Source organism: Clostridium minihomine, from assembly GCF_900240385.1.
GTDB lineage: Bacteria > Bacillota > Clostridia > Oscillospirales > Acutalibacteraceae > Faecalispora > Faecalispora minihomine.
The window spans coordinates 571,212-587,525 of sequence record NZ_OEQH01000001.1; the positions used below are offsets into that span (position 1 = coordinate 571,212).

At 44.9% G+C, this 16,314-nt stretch carries 18 protein-coding genes and 1 pseudogene; 12 read left to right on the forward strand and 7 right to left on the reverse strand.

Features of this window, described 5'->3' with window-relative positions; all coding sequences use genetic code 11:
- Window positions 1–52: 52 nt before the first annotated feature.
- The 4 genes from C1A02_RS02650 (at window position 53) to C1A02_RS02665 (ending at window position 3,775) form a co-directional block, all read left to right on the forward strand.
- Window positions 53–967: an acyl-CoA dehydratase activase-related protein gene (locus C1A02_RS02650; protein WP_101696644.1), complete on the forward strand. Its 915-nt coding sequence runs from the start codon at window positions 53–55 to the stop codon at window positions 965–967.
- A complete protein-coding gene (locus C1A02_RS02655) occupies window positions 960–2,057 on the forward strand; it encodes a hypothetical protein (protein WP_101696645.1) in 1,098 nt (365 codons plus the stop codon). Before C1A02_RS02650 ends, C1A02_RS02655 begins: the two co-directional genes overlap by 8 nt.
- Window positions 2,029–2,976: an acyl-CoA dehydratase activase gene (locus tag C1A02_RS02660; RefSeq protein WP_101696646.1), complete on the forward strand. Its 948-nt coding sequence runs from the start codon at window positions 2,029–2,031 to the stop codon at window positions 2,974–2,976. Before C1A02_RS02655 ends, C1A02_RS02660 begins: the two co-directional genes overlap by 29 nt.
- 256 nt (window positions 2,977–3,232) lie before the next feature.
- Window positions 3,233–3,775 carry a biotin transporter BioY gene (locus C1A02_RS02665; protein ID WP_101696647.1) on the forward strand — a complete coding sequence of 181 codons (543 nt, stop codon included), beginning with the start codon at window positions 3,233–3,235 and terminating at the stop codon, window positions 3,773–3,775.
- Between the two features lie 521 nt (window positions 3,776–4,296).
- Here the strand turns inward: C1A02_RS02665 and C1A02_RS02670 are convergent.
- On the reverse strand, window positions 4,297–4,776 hold the full coding sequence (locus C1A02_RS02670) for an acyl-CoA thioesterase (RefSeq protein WP_101696648.1): 480 nt from the start codon (window positions 4,774–4,776) through the stop codon (window positions 4,297–4,299).
- Window positions 4,777–5,434: 658 nt separating this feature from the next.
- On the opposite strand from C1A02_RS02670, the gene ispD reads away from it, so the two are divergent.
- The 7 genes from ispD to C1A02_RS02705 all read left to right on the forward strand — a co-directional run bounded on the left by ispD (window position 5,435) and on the right by C1A02_RS02705 (window position 12,076).
- The gene (gene ispD / locus C1A02_RS02675; RefSeq protein WP_101696649.1) at window positions 5,435–6,133 is read left to right on the forward strand and encodes a 2-C-methyl-D-erythritol 4-phosphate cytidylyltransferase; all 699 of its coding nucleotides are present in this window, start codon (window positions 5,435–5,437) and stop codon (window positions 6,131–6,133) included.
- Window position 6,134: 1 nt separating this feature from the next.
- Complete coding sequence (gene ispF, locus C1A02_RS02680; RefSeq protein ID WP_101696650.1) at window positions 6,135–6,605, forward strand: 2-C-methyl-D-erythritol 2,4-cyclodiphosphate synthase; 471 nt, start codon at window positions 6,135–6,137, stop codon at window positions 6,603–6,605.
- Window positions 6,606–6,662: 57 nt separating this feature from the next.
- The gene (locus C1A02_RS02685; RefSeq protein ID WP_101696651.1) at window positions 6,663–6,899 is read left to right on the forward strand and encodes a putative Se/S carrier protein; all 237 of its coding nucleotides are present in this window, start codon (window positions 6,663–6,665) and stop codon (window positions 6,897–6,899) included.
- Window positions 6,896–8,044, forward strand: coding sequence for an aminotransferase class V-fold PLP-dependent enzyme (locus C1A02_RS02690; protein ID WP_101696652.1), 1,149 nt, complete (start codon window positions 6,896–6,898; stop codon window positions 8,042–8,044). Before C1A02_RS02685 ends, C1A02_RS02690 begins: the two co-directional genes overlap by 4 nt.
- Before the next feature lie 96 nt (window positions 8,045–8,140).
- On the forward strand, window positions 8,141–9,037 hold the full coding sequence (gene cdaA / locus C1A02_RS02695; protein WP_101696653.1) for a diadenylate cyclase CdaA: 897 nt from the start codon (window positions 8,141–8,143) through the stop codon (window positions 9,035–9,037).
- Window positions 9,027–10,292, forward strand: coding sequence for a CdaR family protein (locus C1A02_RS02700; RefSeq protein WP_101696654.1), 1,266 nt, complete (start codon window positions 9,027–9,029; stop codon window positions 10,290–10,292). Before cdaA ends, C1A02_RS02700 begins: the two co-directional genes overlap by 11 nt.
- Window positions 10,293–10,612: 320 nt before the next feature.
- On the forward strand, window positions 10,613–12,076 hold the full coding sequence (locus tag C1A02_RS02705; RefSeq protein WP_101696655.1) for a GH25 family lysozyme: 1,464 nt from the start codon (window positions 10,613–10,615) through the stop codon (window positions 12,074–12,076).
- 162 nt (window positions 12,077–12,238) lie between these two features.
- Here the strand turns inward: C1A02_RS02705 and C1A02_RS02710 are convergent, their stop codons facing one another.
- Entirely contained in the window at window positions 12,239–12,445 is a 207-nt protein-coding gene (locus C1A02_RS02710) for a hypothetical protein (RefSeq protein ID WP_101696656.1), read from the reverse strand.
- A gap of 129 nt (window positions 12,446–12,574) precedes the next feature.
- Window positions 12,575–12,694 (reverse strand): annotated as a pseudogene (locus C1A02_RS13905) (hypothetical protein); the annotation flags it as partial.
- Window positions 12,695–12,994: 300 nt separating this feature from the next.
- Between C1A02_RS13905 and C1A02_RS02715 the strand changes: the two are divergent.
- Entirely contained in the window at window positions 12,995–13,201 is a 207-nt protein-coding gene (locus C1A02_RS02715) for a helix-turn-helix domain-containing protein (RefSeq protein ID WP_101696657.1), read from the forward strand.
- 122 nt (window positions 13,202–13,323) lie between these two features.
- On the opposite strand, the gene C1A02_RS02720 is transcribed toward C1A02_RS02715, so the two are convergent.
- From C1A02_RS02720 to C1A02_RS02735, 4 genes are all read right to left on the reverse strand, one after another.
- Complete coding sequence (locus C1A02_RS02720; RefSeq protein WP_101696658.1) at window positions 13,324–14,064, reverse strand: hypothetical protein; 741 nt, start codon at window positions 14,062–14,064, stop codon at window positions 13,324–13,326.
- A 172-nt stretch (window positions 14,065–14,236) separates the two neighbouring features.
- Entirely contained in the window at window positions 14,237–15,205 is a 969-nt protein-coding gene (locus C1A02_RS02725; RefSeq protein ID WP_101696659.1) for a tyrosine-type recombinase/integrase, read from the reverse strand.
- Window positions 15,206–15,209: 4 nt separating this feature from the next.
- A complete protein-coding gene (locus C1A02_RS02730) occupies window positions 15,210–15,452 on the reverse strand; it encodes a DUF3850 domain-containing protein (RefSeq protein ID WP_101696660.1) in 243 nt (80 codons plus the stop codon).
- Window positions 15,436–16,251, reverse strand: coding sequence for a rolling circle replication-associated protein (locus C1A02_RS02735; RefSeq protein WP_101696661.1), 816 nt, complete (start codon window positions 16,249–16,251; stop codon window positions 15,436–15,438). The genes C1A02_RS02730 and C1A02_RS02735 overlap by 17 nt, the downstream gene beginning before the upstream one ends.
- Window positions 16,252–16,314: the final 63 nt, after the last annotated feature.

The window sequence follows — 16,314 nt, forward strand, 5'->3', positions numbered from 1 at the left end:
TTAAATGAATACTTATTGGCAAAACAACCATAATAGAATTCGGGTGATATAGATGAAAATAGGAATTCCCAGAGCCTTTTTATACTATCGTTACGGATGCCTGTGGGAGACTTTTTTCCAGGAGTTGGGGTGTCAGGTAGTGATAAGCAAAGAAACCGGAAAAATGATTCTGGAATCCGGAATCAGGCAGTCGTCAGGCGAAAACTGCCTGCCTTTAAAATTATATATGGGCCATGTGCAATCTTTAATCGGAACATGCGATTTTATTCTGGTACCTCGTTTTGAAGATACCGGGCCCAATGAAGAATTTTGTGTTCGTTTTTTGGGATTGTACGATATGGTATACCACACTTTCCCCGAAGCAAACATCCTCAGCTATAATCTGAAATCCGGAAAATTTCAGTCGGAACTATTTGGCTTTATTAGTATGGGAAAACGGTTGGGGAAAAGCCCGGATTTGTGCTGCCGGGCTTATTTAAAAGCCAAAGAGCAGCAAAGACAGCAGTATTTGAAGGACTTAGAGAGCCAGGTTCGTCTGGTCAGCGGCGGCGATAAACTGAAAATTCTGCTTGCCGCACAGCCTTATATCAGCCATGACAGCTATATTGGCTCACCGGTGTGCCGCATGATTCAGGAACAGAACGGAACAGTGCTTTTTTCCGATTATTGCGACAGGCAGGAATGCTGCCGCAAATCGAAGGCAATTTCAACGGAACTATACTGGACTTTGAACAAAGAAATGATTGGAGCCATTGAACTGTATAAAGGAATGGTAGACGGCGTGATCCTTTTGACTGCGTTCCCCTGCGGAACGGATTCTTTGGTCAATGAACTGGTGATTCGAAAGGTGAGGGATGTTCCGATGATTCAAATTTTAATGGATGAGCACCAGGCGGATGCGGGGTTGCAAACCCGAATTGAAAGCTTTATGGATATTCTGAGGGAAAGGAAAAAAGTGAATGGATAAACAACAGCTGGTCATCAGTTTCCCTCATATGGGGAATTACGGCGTGCTGATCAAAGCTCTGTTTGAGGATTTGTTCCCGAACCAAAAGGTAATGGCGGCGCCCCCGATTACACTGAAAACGTTAGAACTGGGCAGCAAATACAGTCCGGATTTTGTGTGCTCTCCTTTTAAATACAATATGGGGAATTATATTGAATCGCTGCAGGCCGGCGCTAATGTTTTGCTGCAAACCGGAATGGGCTGCCGCTATGGATATTATGGAGAAGTACAGGAACAGATATTAAAGGATTTGGGATATGATTTCGAGTTTTTGTGCTTTGCTCGGGACAATGCCAAACCGAATTCTGTTTATCGAACGCTTCGTCGGCTGGGTTGCTCTCTTTCAATCCGAGAAATTTTGCATGCCTTGCTGCTGACATGGGAGCGGCTTCGGATTCTGGATACTTTTGAATATTATATGAGAGAAAATATGGGGTTTGAAACCGAGCCGGGCTCCTTTGAAAAACTGCATCAAAGTCTTTTAAAAGAGCTGGGCGTCGCTGACAGTTCGTTGGCGCTGCAAAAAATTCGCAATCAATATTTTCGTGCAGCCCAAAGCCTGCCGCTGAACAAAAGCGGTGAGATTTTGCGAGTGGGCGTTATTGGTGAGCTTTATACACTGATGGAACCGTATAGTAATTTTTATTTGGAAAAACAGCTGGCACAGAGAAATATCTGCGTTAGCCGCGCCATGAGCGTGTCGTTCCTTCTGTTCGGAAAAAACGATAAAAGTTCCCTGAGAAAAAGCAGAGGATATCTAAAATATACCGTTGGAGCCAATGGTGTGGACAGCGTATGCCAAGCAAAGCAATACGCAAAGCAGGGGTATGACGGAATCATTCATATGAAATCCTTTGGATGCATCCCAGAGCTGAACGCCATGCCGTCTTTAACCCGGCTGGAACACGACTATGACATGCCGATTCTGCACCTGAGTTTTGATGCCAACACCAGCGAAGTGGGCGTTGAAACAAGGCTGGAGGCATTTGCGGACATGATCGCCATGAGGAGGGAAAATGCATATGGAAGAGCCCGTGTTTCTGGGGGTTGATATCGGTTCTATCTCTACCAAAGGGGTGCTTCTGAATTCACAGGGAAAGGTGATTTCGCAGGAGTACCTGTGGACAGAAGGGGATCCGGTTGGGGCAGTAAAGAAACTGGTGGGAATTTTACTGGAAAAAGCCCCGGGACAAGTGAGCATTCAGTCTGTGGGCACCACGGGTTCTGCCAGAAAGCTCATCGGCAGCATGTTGGGGGCGGATGTAGTCAAAAATGAGATTACAGCCCATGCAGTGGGAACGCTTTCTCGGCATCCAGAGGTTCGTACCATATTAGAGATTGGGGGACAAGACTCTAAAATTATTTTGATTCGGGGCGGAGTGGTAACGGATTACGCTATGAATACCCTGTGTGCTGCCGGAACAGGTGCCTTTTTATCTTCTCAGGCCAAACGCCTTGGGTTGGATGTGGAGGAATTGGGCAATTTGGCACTGCAATCTCAAAATCCATCCAAAATAGCAGCCAGATGCACGGTCTTTGCAGAATCAGATATGATTCACAAAGCCCAGACCGGCCACAGCAAAGAGGATATTGTAGCGGGGCTGTGCCGGGCGGTGGTTTCCAACTACTTAAATAATGTGGGAAAAGGGAAACGGATTGAAGGCCCGATTGTATTTCAAGGGGGCGTCAGCAAAAACCGCGGTGTGGTAAAGGCTTTTGAAGCGGAATTGAGCAGCGAGATTCTGGTGGATCCGGAATCCCATTTGATGGGGGCAATTGGAGCGGCTCTTCTTTCGAAAACAGGTAACCGAAAGGAGCCCTTCCATGTGGACTTGATTCAAATGGACTTTACCACAAAGGCACAGGAATGCCCCAAATGCCCCAATCACTGTGAAATCATTCGATTTTATCGCAACGGGGAACTATTGGATGCTTGGGGAAACCGCTGCGAAAAGGGGATTAGTTCCTAAAATAAAAAGAAATTATGGCATTCTGTCAGTTCGAAACAAGAACGGATAGAATGCTTTTTTGTGTACGTTTCTTGTTTTCTATATAGAAATTTGGTTGGCCTGATTTTAATCTGGTTAACTGAACTATATCGGGGAGTAAAAGAAAAAACTGAACATTTCGATTGTTAACTTAATGTTCAATAAAAATGTTGACAATTCGATTTTTACACAGTATATTTAATAACAGAAAGATACTGATTTGTCTGGGGGGACATCCATGAAAAAAACAGTCAATTATATTTATTGTGCACTTTTTGCAGCATTAACCGCTGTCTGCTCTCAAATTATTATTCCCCTTGCACCGGTTCCGGTGAACTTGGCCACACTTTCCGTTTTTGTGGCGGGAGGGATTCTTGGGGCAAAGCTAGGTGCTGTCAGCCAAGTGGTTTATGTTTTATTGGGAGCGTTTGGGGTTCCCGTATTTGCTATGTTCACCGGAGGAATGGGAAAATTGATCGGACCCACCGGCGGTTATATCATCGGTTATGTGGCAGCGGCATGGCTCACCGGATTTTTGATTGAGCGTTGGGGCGGACAAGTCCATACGATCATTTTGGCGATGGTGCTGGGCCTTTCGGTATGCTACATATTGGGAACCACCTGGTTTATGTTTGTAACGAAAACCGGTTTGGTAGAGGCTTTGATGATGTGTGTGGTTCCCTTCCTTGTGGGCGACGCACTGAAAATTGCTGTTGGCACTACTTTAGTTCATCGCCTGCGAACAATTTTGTCTAAACGGGGCATGGCTCCTGCGGTATGATTCCGGTAGATCCGTTGGCATTGCGGCTTCACCAATGGGGGATCGATCCGCCGTTTTACCGGAAAAAGATACAGTGAAACCTGTGTAAAGAATACGAAACAAACGATTGCCGTACGTTAAAATCTTGTGGCAGATGGGTTTGGACATCCTGTGCGAATTTTGCCCCCGGAATAACGATGCTTGAACTTGTGCAGGTTCAAGGATGGGCAAAAGCTTTCTTGGCAGAAGGCGGTTGCGGATGCAAGTGAGCAGTATTTGGTCAGGAAAGATGGGGTTTCGGCAAGTGGAAAGAATCGGACGAATGAGAACGTTTTTCTCTAAATTTCAATCGTATAAACATGAAAAGCTGGCTTGCGGTAAAATACGCAAGCCAGCTTTTTGGTGTATCTAACCGAAAGACTTCTTTAATTGTGTAGCCTAACTCAAAAAGGGGGATGCCTGTCCGGCATCCCCACAAATCTATCCATGTGTTTTTTGAGTCGAAATAGAAGAACAATCCCTATCGGCAAATCCAATTGTGTTTAATATTGCTCCAAGCGGCGCTGACGGCGCAGCTCATTGCGGCGTTCGCCTGCTTTCCAATCGGCTTCTTCTTGTTCGTTTTCCAGAATTAACGTCGGAGCTGGTGTCGGGTGATCGTTTTCATCCAGTGCGACCATAACGAAGTGGGCGCTGTTGACCATTTTGCGGCTTCCGCCCAAAGACTCCACATAGGTGTCTACCTGCACCTCCATCGAGGTTTTTCCAACATAAGTGACCTTACCAAATAAAACCAGGGTATTATTTAAATAAACGGCTTCTTTAAATTGCAAATTGTCTATAGACGCGGTGGTGGTATTGTGGTTGGAATGTCTGCGAGCCACTACGCCGGCCACAATGTCAATCCATTCCATCAGCTGTCCGCCAAACAGGCGTCCGGCACCGTTAATATGGCTGCTTAAAACGATTTGGATTTGTTCCACTCTGGAATCCGCCACACGTTTTGGGGTTAACTCTTTCACGAATAGTCACTTCCTTTTTTGTGTAAATTGATGATTTTATCTTACCCGATTTTAAGCAGAAATGCAATCAAAAAGTTTATTAATAAAATTACTTTAAAATGTGAATTAAATCTGAATTCTGCGGGAAGTAACAGCTTTGTAATTGCCTTGTTTTATAAATCATACTATAATAACCTCACGGCATCAGCGAAAGCAAAGCTTCCGATGCCTGAGAGAACATTGCACCATAGCCGGGTGCCAGATTAAGCCTGTGTGGCTTTGTTACGGGCAGAATGAAAGTTATGGTTTAAATAACCTCTGCCTGAGAGAACATTGCACAATAGCCGGGTGCCGGATTGAGCCTGTGTGGCTTTGTTACGGGCAGAATGAAAGTTATGGTTTAAATAACCTCACGGCATCAGCGAAAGACAGGTGAAACCTGCCGTTGTGTTGCGGGCTGCCAAGGTGATTTTTTTGCTGCGCACTCTATAGCAGCGCTTATGCTTTGCTTATACCACGCAGAATGAACCTTTGTGCAAGAGTGCAGAGAACGAAACATGGAGGAAAAGTCAGGTACCAGTGCCGCTCTGCGAGCCGGCCGACAATAAGGAAAATAAAAAAAGGCATTTGTGCCTTGATTGTATAATATTGTATGATGAGGAAAGAGACGGTGGATTGATTGATTATCCTTGACCGCTGTTGTGCTATTGTTGTGGCGGCTGGCAGCTCCAGCCGGATGAAGTCCGACATTTCAAAGATATGGTATCCGCTTTTGGGCGTTCCGGCAATTGTTCGAACGCTTGTTGCTTTTGAACAGGCGAATCAGGTACGGGATGTGGTGGTGGTATGCCGCACTCAGGATTTGGAAGCGCTGGAACAGCTCAGAACAGAACATTCCCTGAAAAAACTGTTCCGGGTGGTGCCGGGGGGAGAAACCCGACAGCAATCGGTCGCTTGTGGGATAAAGGCCGCACCGGAAGGCACCCGGTATTTTGCCATTCACGATGGTGCCCGCCCTTTAATCCGGGCCGAGTGGATTGACCAGGTGGTAAACGATGCCCGAATACATGGTGCTTCTGCGCTGGCGCTGCCGGTTCGAGATACGATGAAATATGTTGGGGACGACGGGTTTGTGGAACACACGCCACCCAGAGCCAGGCTGTGGAGCGTACAGACTCCGCAGGTATTTGAACGGGAATTGTATTTGGCGGCCATGAAATCGGTACAGGGCGATTATACCGATGACTGTCAGCTGATTGAAAAGGCAGGCGGCAAAGTTCATTTGTGTGAAAGCTCCCCAGAAAACATAAAGCTGACCACCCCAGAGGATATTATTTATGCAGAAGCAGTTCTGCGGTGCAGAAAGGATGGATCCTAAGATGAGGATTGGGCATGGATATGATGTACACCGCCTGACGGAAGGGCGCCCTTTGATTCTGGGCGGCGTAACGGTTCCGTTTGAGAAAGGGCTTTTGGGTCACTCGGATGCCGATGTGCTGGCGCATGCGGTTTCGGATGCTTTGCTGGGTGCAGCGGCTTTGGGGGATTTGGGAACTTGGTTTCCAGATTCGGATCCGGCCTTTCGCGGAGCCGACAGCTTAAAACTTTTGCAGGAAGTCTGTCGAATGATACAGCAGAAGGGATACCGAATTCAAAATATAGATGCTACCGTGGTAGCTCAGGCACCAAAATTAAATCCTTATATTCCACAAATGAAAGAAAAGCTGGCTGCTGCCTGCGGTGTATCAACCGAAGAGATCAATATAAAGGCCACCACAGAGGAGCATCTGGGCTTTACAGGGACAGGACAGGGCATCTGTGCACATGCCGTATGTCTGCTGGACGAGTAAAATGCTGTTGTCAAGCCTTGTCATCACAGCATACTCTGTAATAAAAACAGAGAGGTGATGTTTGTGGGCAAGCCTGTCATTTTGCTGGGTTCCATCACTTATGCGATGAAAAGCCGGGATATATTATTTCGTTACGGGATTAAGTCTTATGTAGAGCGCACCCCCCGCACGCAAGAGCGGCTGGGATGCGGGTATGGAATTTATGTGCCGGATCAGACCGATCAGGCAGAAAATATATTGATAAACTCAGGGATCCGTGTTCTGGGGAGAGCCGAGAGAGCGGGTGCCGTATGATTTATTTGGATAATGCTGCCACTACCTTTCCAAAACCGCCGCGGGTAGTGGCAGCTATGTCAGAGGCCCAGCGTTCCAAAGGGGCAAACCCGGGGCGCAGCGGGCATAAAATGTCTGTGGCAGCCGCCGAGGAATTGTTCCGCTGCCGGCAATCGGCGGCTGAATTATTTGGGGCACCCGGGCCGGAGTGTGTGGCGTTTACACTTAACTGTACGATGGCGCTTAACATGGTGATTAAGGGTGTGCTAAAGCCCGGGGATCATGTGGTGACGTCTAATCTGGAACACAACGCAGTCATGCGCCCGCTGCAAGCGCTGGCAGATCAAAATATTACGTTTACTCAGGCTAGGGTGGTTCCCGGAAATAATAACGCAACCGTGGAAAATTTTCGAAGTGCTCTTCGCCCCAATACGGCGCTGATTGTGTGTACCCATGCTTCCAACGTGTGGGGGATTCGGCTGCCGGTGGAACGCATCGCTGCGCTGGGCCGGGAATATGGGGTGCCCATGGCGGTGGACTGTGCTCAGAGCGCGGGTGTGCTGCCCATTGACATGAAAGATAGCCGAATTGACTATTTGTGCATGGCAGGCCACAAAGGCCTGTATGGCCCGATGGGTACTGGATTTTTAATTTGCGCCAGCGGTTCGCTGCCCAAAACGATTATGGAAGGGGGAACCGGCACCTCTTCAGAATCCTTTTTACAGCCGAATCTGATGCCCGAACAGGCAGAAAGTGGAACCCCAAACCTTCCGGGAATCGCCGGGCTGCGTGAGGGGATTGAGTTTGTTCGAAAAAAGGGAACCGGGGTCATTTTTACGCATGAAATGAAGTTGGTTCAACAGCTTTATGATAAGCTTAGCCGCATCCCGGATGTGAGGCTTTATACTGAGCGCCCCGACGAAAAGCACTATGTTCCGGTGCTCTCTTTTAACATTGAGGGATTGTCCAGCGAATTGGTAGCACGCCGCCTGGATGCTGTCGGGATTGCTGTTCGCCCCGGTCTTCACTGCGCTCCGGCAGCGCATCAGGCTATGGGCACGCTGGAACGGGGAACGGTTCGCGTGTCGCCGTCTGCGTTTAATCAGGCAAATGAAATCAATCGGTTCGCTTTAGAAATCGGTAAAATCAAACGGATTTCCGAATAAAATCGTTGCATATCGCCGTGTATATGGTACAATAAATGAAAAAGATGTAAGAGTTGCAGTTTGATTGGCTGCGGATCTGTTACGGAGAGGAAAAACATGGATTTTCTCATGAACAGTTGGGGCATGATAATCGGTTTGATCAAATCGTTTCGGCCGGCTGATGCTCTGGATGTGATGGTCGTATCCTTTGTTATATATAATGGAATTAAGTTAGTTCGGGAAACGCGGGCGGAACAGCTGGTCAAGGGGATTTTGATCCTGTTGGCCGCCTGGGTTCTGTCCTTTTACCTGAACCTTCATATGGTGGGAGCCCTGCTGAATTATTTCTTCCAGTTCAGTGTGTTTGCTTTGCTGGTTGTTTTTCAGCCGGAGCTTCGACGCGCCTTGGAGCAAATTGGGCGCAGTGGACTAAGCAACAGCAAAAAAGGATGGTTCTTTTTTTCCGGGGTGAAGGATGATACGGAACTGCGGCAAAAACAAACCCGGGGAATTAACGCAGTGGTTGAAGCTGCTGTTTCTTTGCAGAAGCAAAAGATGGGGGCCTTGATTGTATTTGAGCGCCAGACAAAGCTGGGGGATATTGCGGATACGGGAACAGTTCTGAATTCCGATCCTTCTGCGCAGTTGATTGGGAATGTGTTTTATAACAAAGCACCTTTGCATGACGGCGCGATGATCATCCGGGACGGGGTGGTCTATGCGGCGGGCTGTATTCTGCCGCTGACCAAAAGTGATAAGGTCAGTCTGGAATTAGGCACACGGCATCGTGCCGCTATCGGCATCAGTGAAAATTCCGACGCACTGGTTGTGGTTGTGTCGGAGGAAACCGGTCAGATTTCCATTGCAGTCAATGGCGTTTTGACCCGCAATTATACCAGGGAAACCTTACGAAGTGAATTGGAGAATCTGCTTATCCCGGAATCACCGGAATCTGGTGAAAAGAGGTCCCGTAAGATTCCTTCCATCAGGAGGGCAAAAAAAGATGAAGAATAAAAAACTGAACCTTTCTGCACTGTTTTATAATGATCGGTTTGTAATTGTTTTTTCGATTTTAGCGGCGATTATTTTATGGTTTATCATGGCCACAATCAATACAAAGGAACGTCCCCGCGTGATTTATGATGTTCCCGTTGTTGTTAAACTTTCTGATGAAAGTCAGAAACAGGGGCTCAAGGTGTTTGATCAAAGTGTTCAAAATGTAAAAGTTTCGATTCGTGGAAACAGCATTGTGGTCAACCGGGTAAAGTCGGAAGATCTTCAGGTTGTAGCACAGCTGGCATCTTCCATCACACAGCCGACTACCTATACGCTGCCCTTAACGGCGCAAAAGCTGGGAGCCATGGCCGATTATGAAGTGGTATCCATAGAACCCAGCAGCATTATTGCCAATGTGGATGTTTACAAAGAAGTAACCTTCCCGATAGAGGATAATATCACCTATAAGGCCGATCCCAAATATTTTGTAAGCGCACCGGCTTTTTCTACAGATTCCGTGGTGATCTCCGGGCCGGAAACCCAAATTGCGAAAATTAAAAAGGTGTCTGCAGAATACACGGTAAAAGAGACCTTGACCGAAAGCAAAAGCTTTACCACAGATTTGGTGCTGTATGATGTATACGGTGAGAAGCTTTCCACCGATAAAATAACCATGAGTGCACAGAAGGTGGATGTAAATATTCTGGTTTTGGCCCGTAAGGTCATGAAGCTAACCCCCACCTTTACCGGAAAACCGGTTGGACTTGCCCTTTCTTCCATCGAACAGAAGATTGAGCCGCAAACCGTTGAAGTGGCAGGGCCGGAAGATGTGCTGGCTAATGTGAATGAACTGAGTCTGGAGGCCATTGACTTTTCCAGCTTGTCTATGAGTAATAATAAGCTTCAGGTAGATATTACTTTGCCGCCGGGATGCAAAAACCTGAGCAATATTTATACGGCTTCAGTGGAACTGAATTTTAATGGATTCAAAAGCAAAAAATTAAGCGTGACCGAGTTTCAGGTGAAGAACTTGGCGGCCAGTAAAACCGCAGAGGTCTTTACCAAGAGCCTGGATATGACATTGATTGGCCCTGCCAAACAGATTGATGCCATTACGGCTGCCGATGTGTATGCCCAGATTGATATGACGGGAAAAGAAAGCTTTACCGGCCATTCGGAATTCCCAGTCACTTTGGTAACGAAGAATAATACCAGCGTTTGGGCCTATGGGCAATACAAGGCCAATGTCAGTGTCAGTGAAAAAACCGGTTAGATAATCGAATAGCAAAACAAAAAGTTTTTTAGAAAGCTTTTCTCAGTGTTCATAGAATATGATTTCAAGCTATCAATAGCTAAATTAGGTGAGCAGTACCATCTGCTCACCTTTTCTTTTTGATATAATATCTTTGTGAAGCGCCATTCTAAAATACGCATTATAAGAGACAAATCTTAAATTTTCCAGGTAATTGTTCTGTAACTTGACATAATCTGGTAGCACAAATATAATAGAATTATCGTGTTGCTTTTTCTGCGTGGATTGGTTCGAAATCGGCAGAATCTGCGTCGAAATAGAAATTACTGGAGGAAATTGGTTTGAAAAAAAGACTGACATCATTTTTTTTGGCATTTGCAATGTTTATGACATTGTTTTTGCCTGCGTACGCTGATACATACTCTACAGATTTTATGATCAGCAGCACCAGCGCCCAAATGAAAAAGGGTGAGGTAATGCAGCTGACTGTCTATAGTGGAACGTCTGAGGCAGCTCAGGTAACGTGGTCTTCCAGTAACCCAACGGTAATTCAGGTGGACGGCACCGGAACTGTGAGAGCACTTGGCTTGGGTCAGGCCGTGATTACAGCGACTTCTTCCTCTGGAGTGACTGCTACATGCACTGTGGAAGCGAAAATTCCCGGAATTGACGTATCCCAGCATCGGGGCACCATTGATTGGAAAGCCGTGAAGCAGGCCGGTATTGAATTTGCAATTATCCGAACCGGATACGGCAATGAAAATTGGGCGAAACAAACGGATACTTATTTTGAAGCCAATTACAGCGGTGCGGTAGCCAATGGAATCGCCGTGGGCGCTTATCACTACAGCTATGCAACAACCCCCGCCATGGCGTCACAGGAAGCAGACATGGTTCTCAGCATCCTGAAAGGACGCAAACTGGACTATCCGGTGGTCTTTGATGTGGAGGATAAGGTGCATTATCCGCTGAATGCGGATCAGATGGGCCAGATTGTAAATGCGTTCTGCAGCAAAATTCAGCAGGCCGGTTACAAAACAGCGGTATACAGCTTTGTAAACTTTTATAACGCACGTTTGACCAACCCTCTGGTGACACAGTATGATACCTGGATTGCTCATTGGGGCGTCAGCAAACCCAACTTTAACCGCCCTTATACAATGTGGCAGTATGCAGCGCAGACAGTTCCCGGTGTTCCCGGCCTGTGCGATATGAACTACAGCTATTTTGATTATGCGGGCACCGCTTCTCAGCAGCCCGTGCGCCCCACAGATCCCTCTGTGTTTATCAGCAATGCGCCGGCAACCTATACCTTCGGTGATACCAAGGATTACTTCTATAAAGTTGCCACAGCAGATTCTGCTGTGCCCAATGTGAGCTCTTCCGATCCCAATGTGGCCCAGGTGAAATACTCGCACCAGTCTTCGGACGGCTATGTGTTCCGTGTGACTCATAAGGGCGCTGGTCAGGCAACTATCACCACTACGTCTGCTGTAACAGGTGCTTCTACCGCATTTACAGTGGTGGGCAATGCTTTGCCGAAAATTCAGTACTTTACCGATGCGGGTTCTTCCGTTTCCTTGCAAAAGGGTCAGACGTATTCTTTAAAAGTGATGCCCACTACGTTGGCCACTAATGTGAAGTTCCTGATTGGAAATTCCAATGTGGTGAAAGGCGGGCCAGCCACTACCACAGAGGGAGGCTGGTATTATCCCATTACCGGTTTAGCCAGCGGCACAACCCCGATTTATGCTCAGGTGGGGGACAGAGCACCGGTTTTGGTTGCTACAGTAACGGTAGCCTAATCCTTCTTTGCAGGATTTCCTTTTGAGATTGATTCAGAATGAATAATGGCCGAATCCGGCCGTAAAACTGCCGTTGGGTTTTCACCCAACGGCAGTTTTTTGTTCCAAAAGGAAAGTGGCCTGCTAAAATCAGTGAGCCGCGTTTTGCAGTTTTAAAATAACTTAATAAGTATCCAAACGAAAATCTAAGGCGTTTTGCAAAGGGGAATCACAGGCATAAACAAAAGGCTTATTTTCACGATCGATACCTACAATCAGTGTGCTGCACCCGACAATCTCCAGAAGCTTCTCTGCATAGGAAATCATATCACTTTTTTCTTTCGCTTCTGCTGATTTGTACTGCGGTACAAATTTATAATTTACTTCCATCAATATTCTCCTTTCGTTGTACGCTTGCAGAAAGGAAAACGGTGCGGTATAATAGGATTTACCGCACAGGCTTCGGTCTGCGCGCGTGGGTGGCTGTTGGTATCTTCTTGATGGGAGCGCCAGCAGCCATTATTTTTGCCTTTTTTCAAAATGCTCTGAAAGAATCACCCGAATGAGAGCTGCAAGCGAAATTCCTTTTTCTTCGCTTTCTGCTTTCAACTGCTCATAAAGCTTTTCAGAAATTTTGAAATTTAATGCCTTATTTAATTATTTCCTTTGGTTTCTCTGTCAGTGAACGTATCAACAATTTCATCGCTATTTTCTTTCACACCCTTTTCTGTAATTTACTATTTCACGAAACAAAAGCTTGTATTAAAACTTATACAATTGTTGCATATGGCAACATAAAAATCAAAGTCGATTTTTGATTAAAAAACTGCAAATACACCAATTGTTGCTATTTGCAACATAATTGCTACAGTTATTGCTAAATAGCTTTCAATAGCTTTATAATACAGATAACAAAATGCAACAAAAGAGGAAATTTAAATGAGTATATTCTCGGAAAGATTAAAAAATCAAAGAAAAGAAAAAGGATTCACTCAAATAACTATTTCTGAAAAACTTGGGATTGGTCGTTCAACATATGCACATTACGAACGAGGGAGCAGAGAACCAGACCTAGAAATGCTAAAAAAAATTGCAACGATACTAGAAACCACGTCTGATTATTTGATTGGAAAAACAAACAGATAAACACTATCTTTACGTATAGCTTTTATTCATTGAAATCTAAGGGTATAAATTGATACTTGTGCGTGTATTCAAATACCGTGTCCGAAAAATTGGTACATGGTATTACGTTATAGTAGATTACATTACTTTGTTATATTTATAGGTGTTTTTTTCAATGCTATTTTTATAATTTCCCCATTCCACCTGCACTCAGCGTTGAAAACTTCACCGTTGATGTTTCGGATGCATACAAAATAGTTCATTGTCTTTTTTAATCGAACCTCTGTAATTTGTAGTTCAGAATAATTACAGTTAAGCATCATTGCAGCATTTTTATAGAATTTTTTTGCATTAAGAATTATTTGCTGTGTTTGATAGCTTTTTGCTTTCTTAAAAAATTGATGTATTACATAGTCAAGCGCTTTCTCTATAAAATACCCAACAACAATCAGAAACAATGGATTATTTGTAAGATTGATAATATTTTCGCCAAAACCACTTGCGCCTTGTTCAAAACGAGACTTTTGGTAAATACTTATTCGTGACCGCGGAAGAGGGGTGTCTCCATTACTCTCTTGAAGAATTTTATATAAAAACTTGCCTGAATTCACAATTCGAGTGTCAGAAGAGCTTGGTATTGATTTTATGAAATCAACCACCTCTTTATTATATCCACGCAAACTATAAAAGTCGATAAAGGTGAGGTGTTCTCCCTCTAGCAGTTTAAGATAAAAACCTTCACCTATATCCAATAATTCTTCCATTTGAGTTAATGACCAATCGGTTACAAGCACACGACGAAAGATTAACTGTATACTTGGCGGCTCGTCTATAGATATATATGAATTATCTTCATAAAATGAAATAACTACTTTTTTATTCAATAATTTCACTCCTTTTTCAAATTATAGCAAACCACAGGGATTTGTTCTACATTTATTTCTGGTTAGAATTACTTAAAACAGAAAAAGACCTCTGATAAAATCAGAGGTCTTTTTCTGTTGGTGGACGATATAGGACTTGAACCTATGACCCTTCGCACGTCAAGTGCGTATATCAGGGGCGCACCTGCCCGGAAGAGGTGAACAGGGAAGAGGAAAGATAGCTGTCCAGCTTGTCAACGCTCTTTGCTTTTAGCATATCATCCAGATGCGTATAAATGGACATAGTAGTCTTGATGTTGGCATGCCCAAGAAGTTTTGAAGCGGTTAGCACATCAACTCCCGAAATGTATAAAAGTGTCGCGTAGGTGTGCCGGAGATAGTGTGCAGTAATCTCTTGTATGTTTGTTTTTTCCGCGCCCGGAACTTTACACAGGGCGGTAATATAGCTGTCCCACATGCGCCGCCAACTCATAAGCGTGTGCATCTGTCCATCTACCCGAGGGCATACATATTTTGACATAGAAACCGCCTTTGCTTTTTGTAATTCTAAAGCAAGGTCAAGGGGAATATCAACGACCCGCCCCCATGAAGTTTTTGTTCCTTCTTTTACAAAAAGACGATTGCTGCCTTTTGATTCTGCGCTCTTGGTAATGCTGATTTTTAGCGCATCAAGGTCAATATCATCCCAAGTCAGGGGGATAAGTTCACCTCGTCGAAGTCCGGCCAGCATCATAACCAAGACCCCCATACGCGCACGGTGGGGAGTGGCAATAATCAACTTTTGTTCTACTATCGTCAAAGCCCTGCGATAATGACGGGGAGCATAGCGGGATATTTCACGCCCCCGGGCAGGATTTCGGACTATTAGTTCAATATCTATGCCATACTCAAAAACACGGCTTGCCGTGCTTCTCACGTTTACCAATGTTTGACGTGATGCAGGGCGGTGGGTGTTCGGGTTTTCATCTGTCAAAGCATCCAGCAAAGCATCAATATCCATTGGTTTTATCTCTGCTACATCCATATTACTGATATACCGATTTAGATGGTTTATATAACAGCGCAGATTCTTATACTGCGTCCAGCTTACTTTATTCTTTCGTGTTTTGAGCCAAAGAGCCGCCAAAGATTCAAATGTCAATCATTTATCCCACCTTTCTAATTCCCATGATGATATAGCCCGGTCTGACATAACAAGATTCGCGCAGAATATATGTTATTGCTACACGCACTTCATGGCCTGTATAGCCATTTGACCATTCTTTTAAAATTAAGAAATCGCCAGCTGAAAAACCTCTGTCATCCTTGCGTACTTCAAACGGTTTTAACCCCATATCAACAGAACCGAAATATTCCGGCCTTATTTTTAATTCATGCACGCGTGCCATTTTCAATCTCTCCAATCTCTTGTAATATTCTTAACGAATTAAGTGCTGCCTGTTCATCTACATCAATGTACTTGTATTTGACGTTCCATTCCGAGGGCTTAAAAATCTTATCCACCTTTACTGCATTGAAATCTGAGTCAAAAAGCTGCACTTGCGGTTTACGGATAAGCCCTTTCCCGCCAGCGTAATAAAAGGAACCGAAAATCTTTTTGAAATCCTTTGTAATATATTTTGTAATGTACTTTGCGACCGCGACCTTGGAGCCATCTAATTCAATAGCTGTACTCCACCCATATTTCCATTGGGGCATATTGTAGATGGTTTTGCCTGATTGTGTACACTTCCCGGAATCTTTCATGAGGAAGTCACCAGTAAGTAGGCCGTGCATGTGGATTCCTTTACCATCTGCATGATATTCCGGGATAATAATATACCGGGCTGAATTCCGCTTTACTTTATTATTCAGAAAAGTGCGTAGCTTTTTGCTGACCTCATCCGGGTTATATCGGTCTATTTCTTCTTTGTTCAGTGTCCATGTGATGAACCATGTAAAATCATTGCAAAAAGCGATGTCAAAGCAAGCTTCTTTTGCTCTTTTTAAACTGTCCCCCCGGACTTCATTTGACATATCTTTAGGCTTTGGAACGGGAACCTTTTCCTTTCCGTACTTGTCTACCTGTTCCCAGCATTCACTTTTAAAAATCGGTTTCGAGCAGACCATAATCTTTTGCTGCCCATCTGGGTAAATCTTTGCTTTCGTGTTGTGGTAGACAAGATTTTCCGACTGTCGGAATCCCATCTAATCACATCCAAAATTTATTAAGTGACTATTATTTGTGGCTATAATCAAGTATAGCCACCC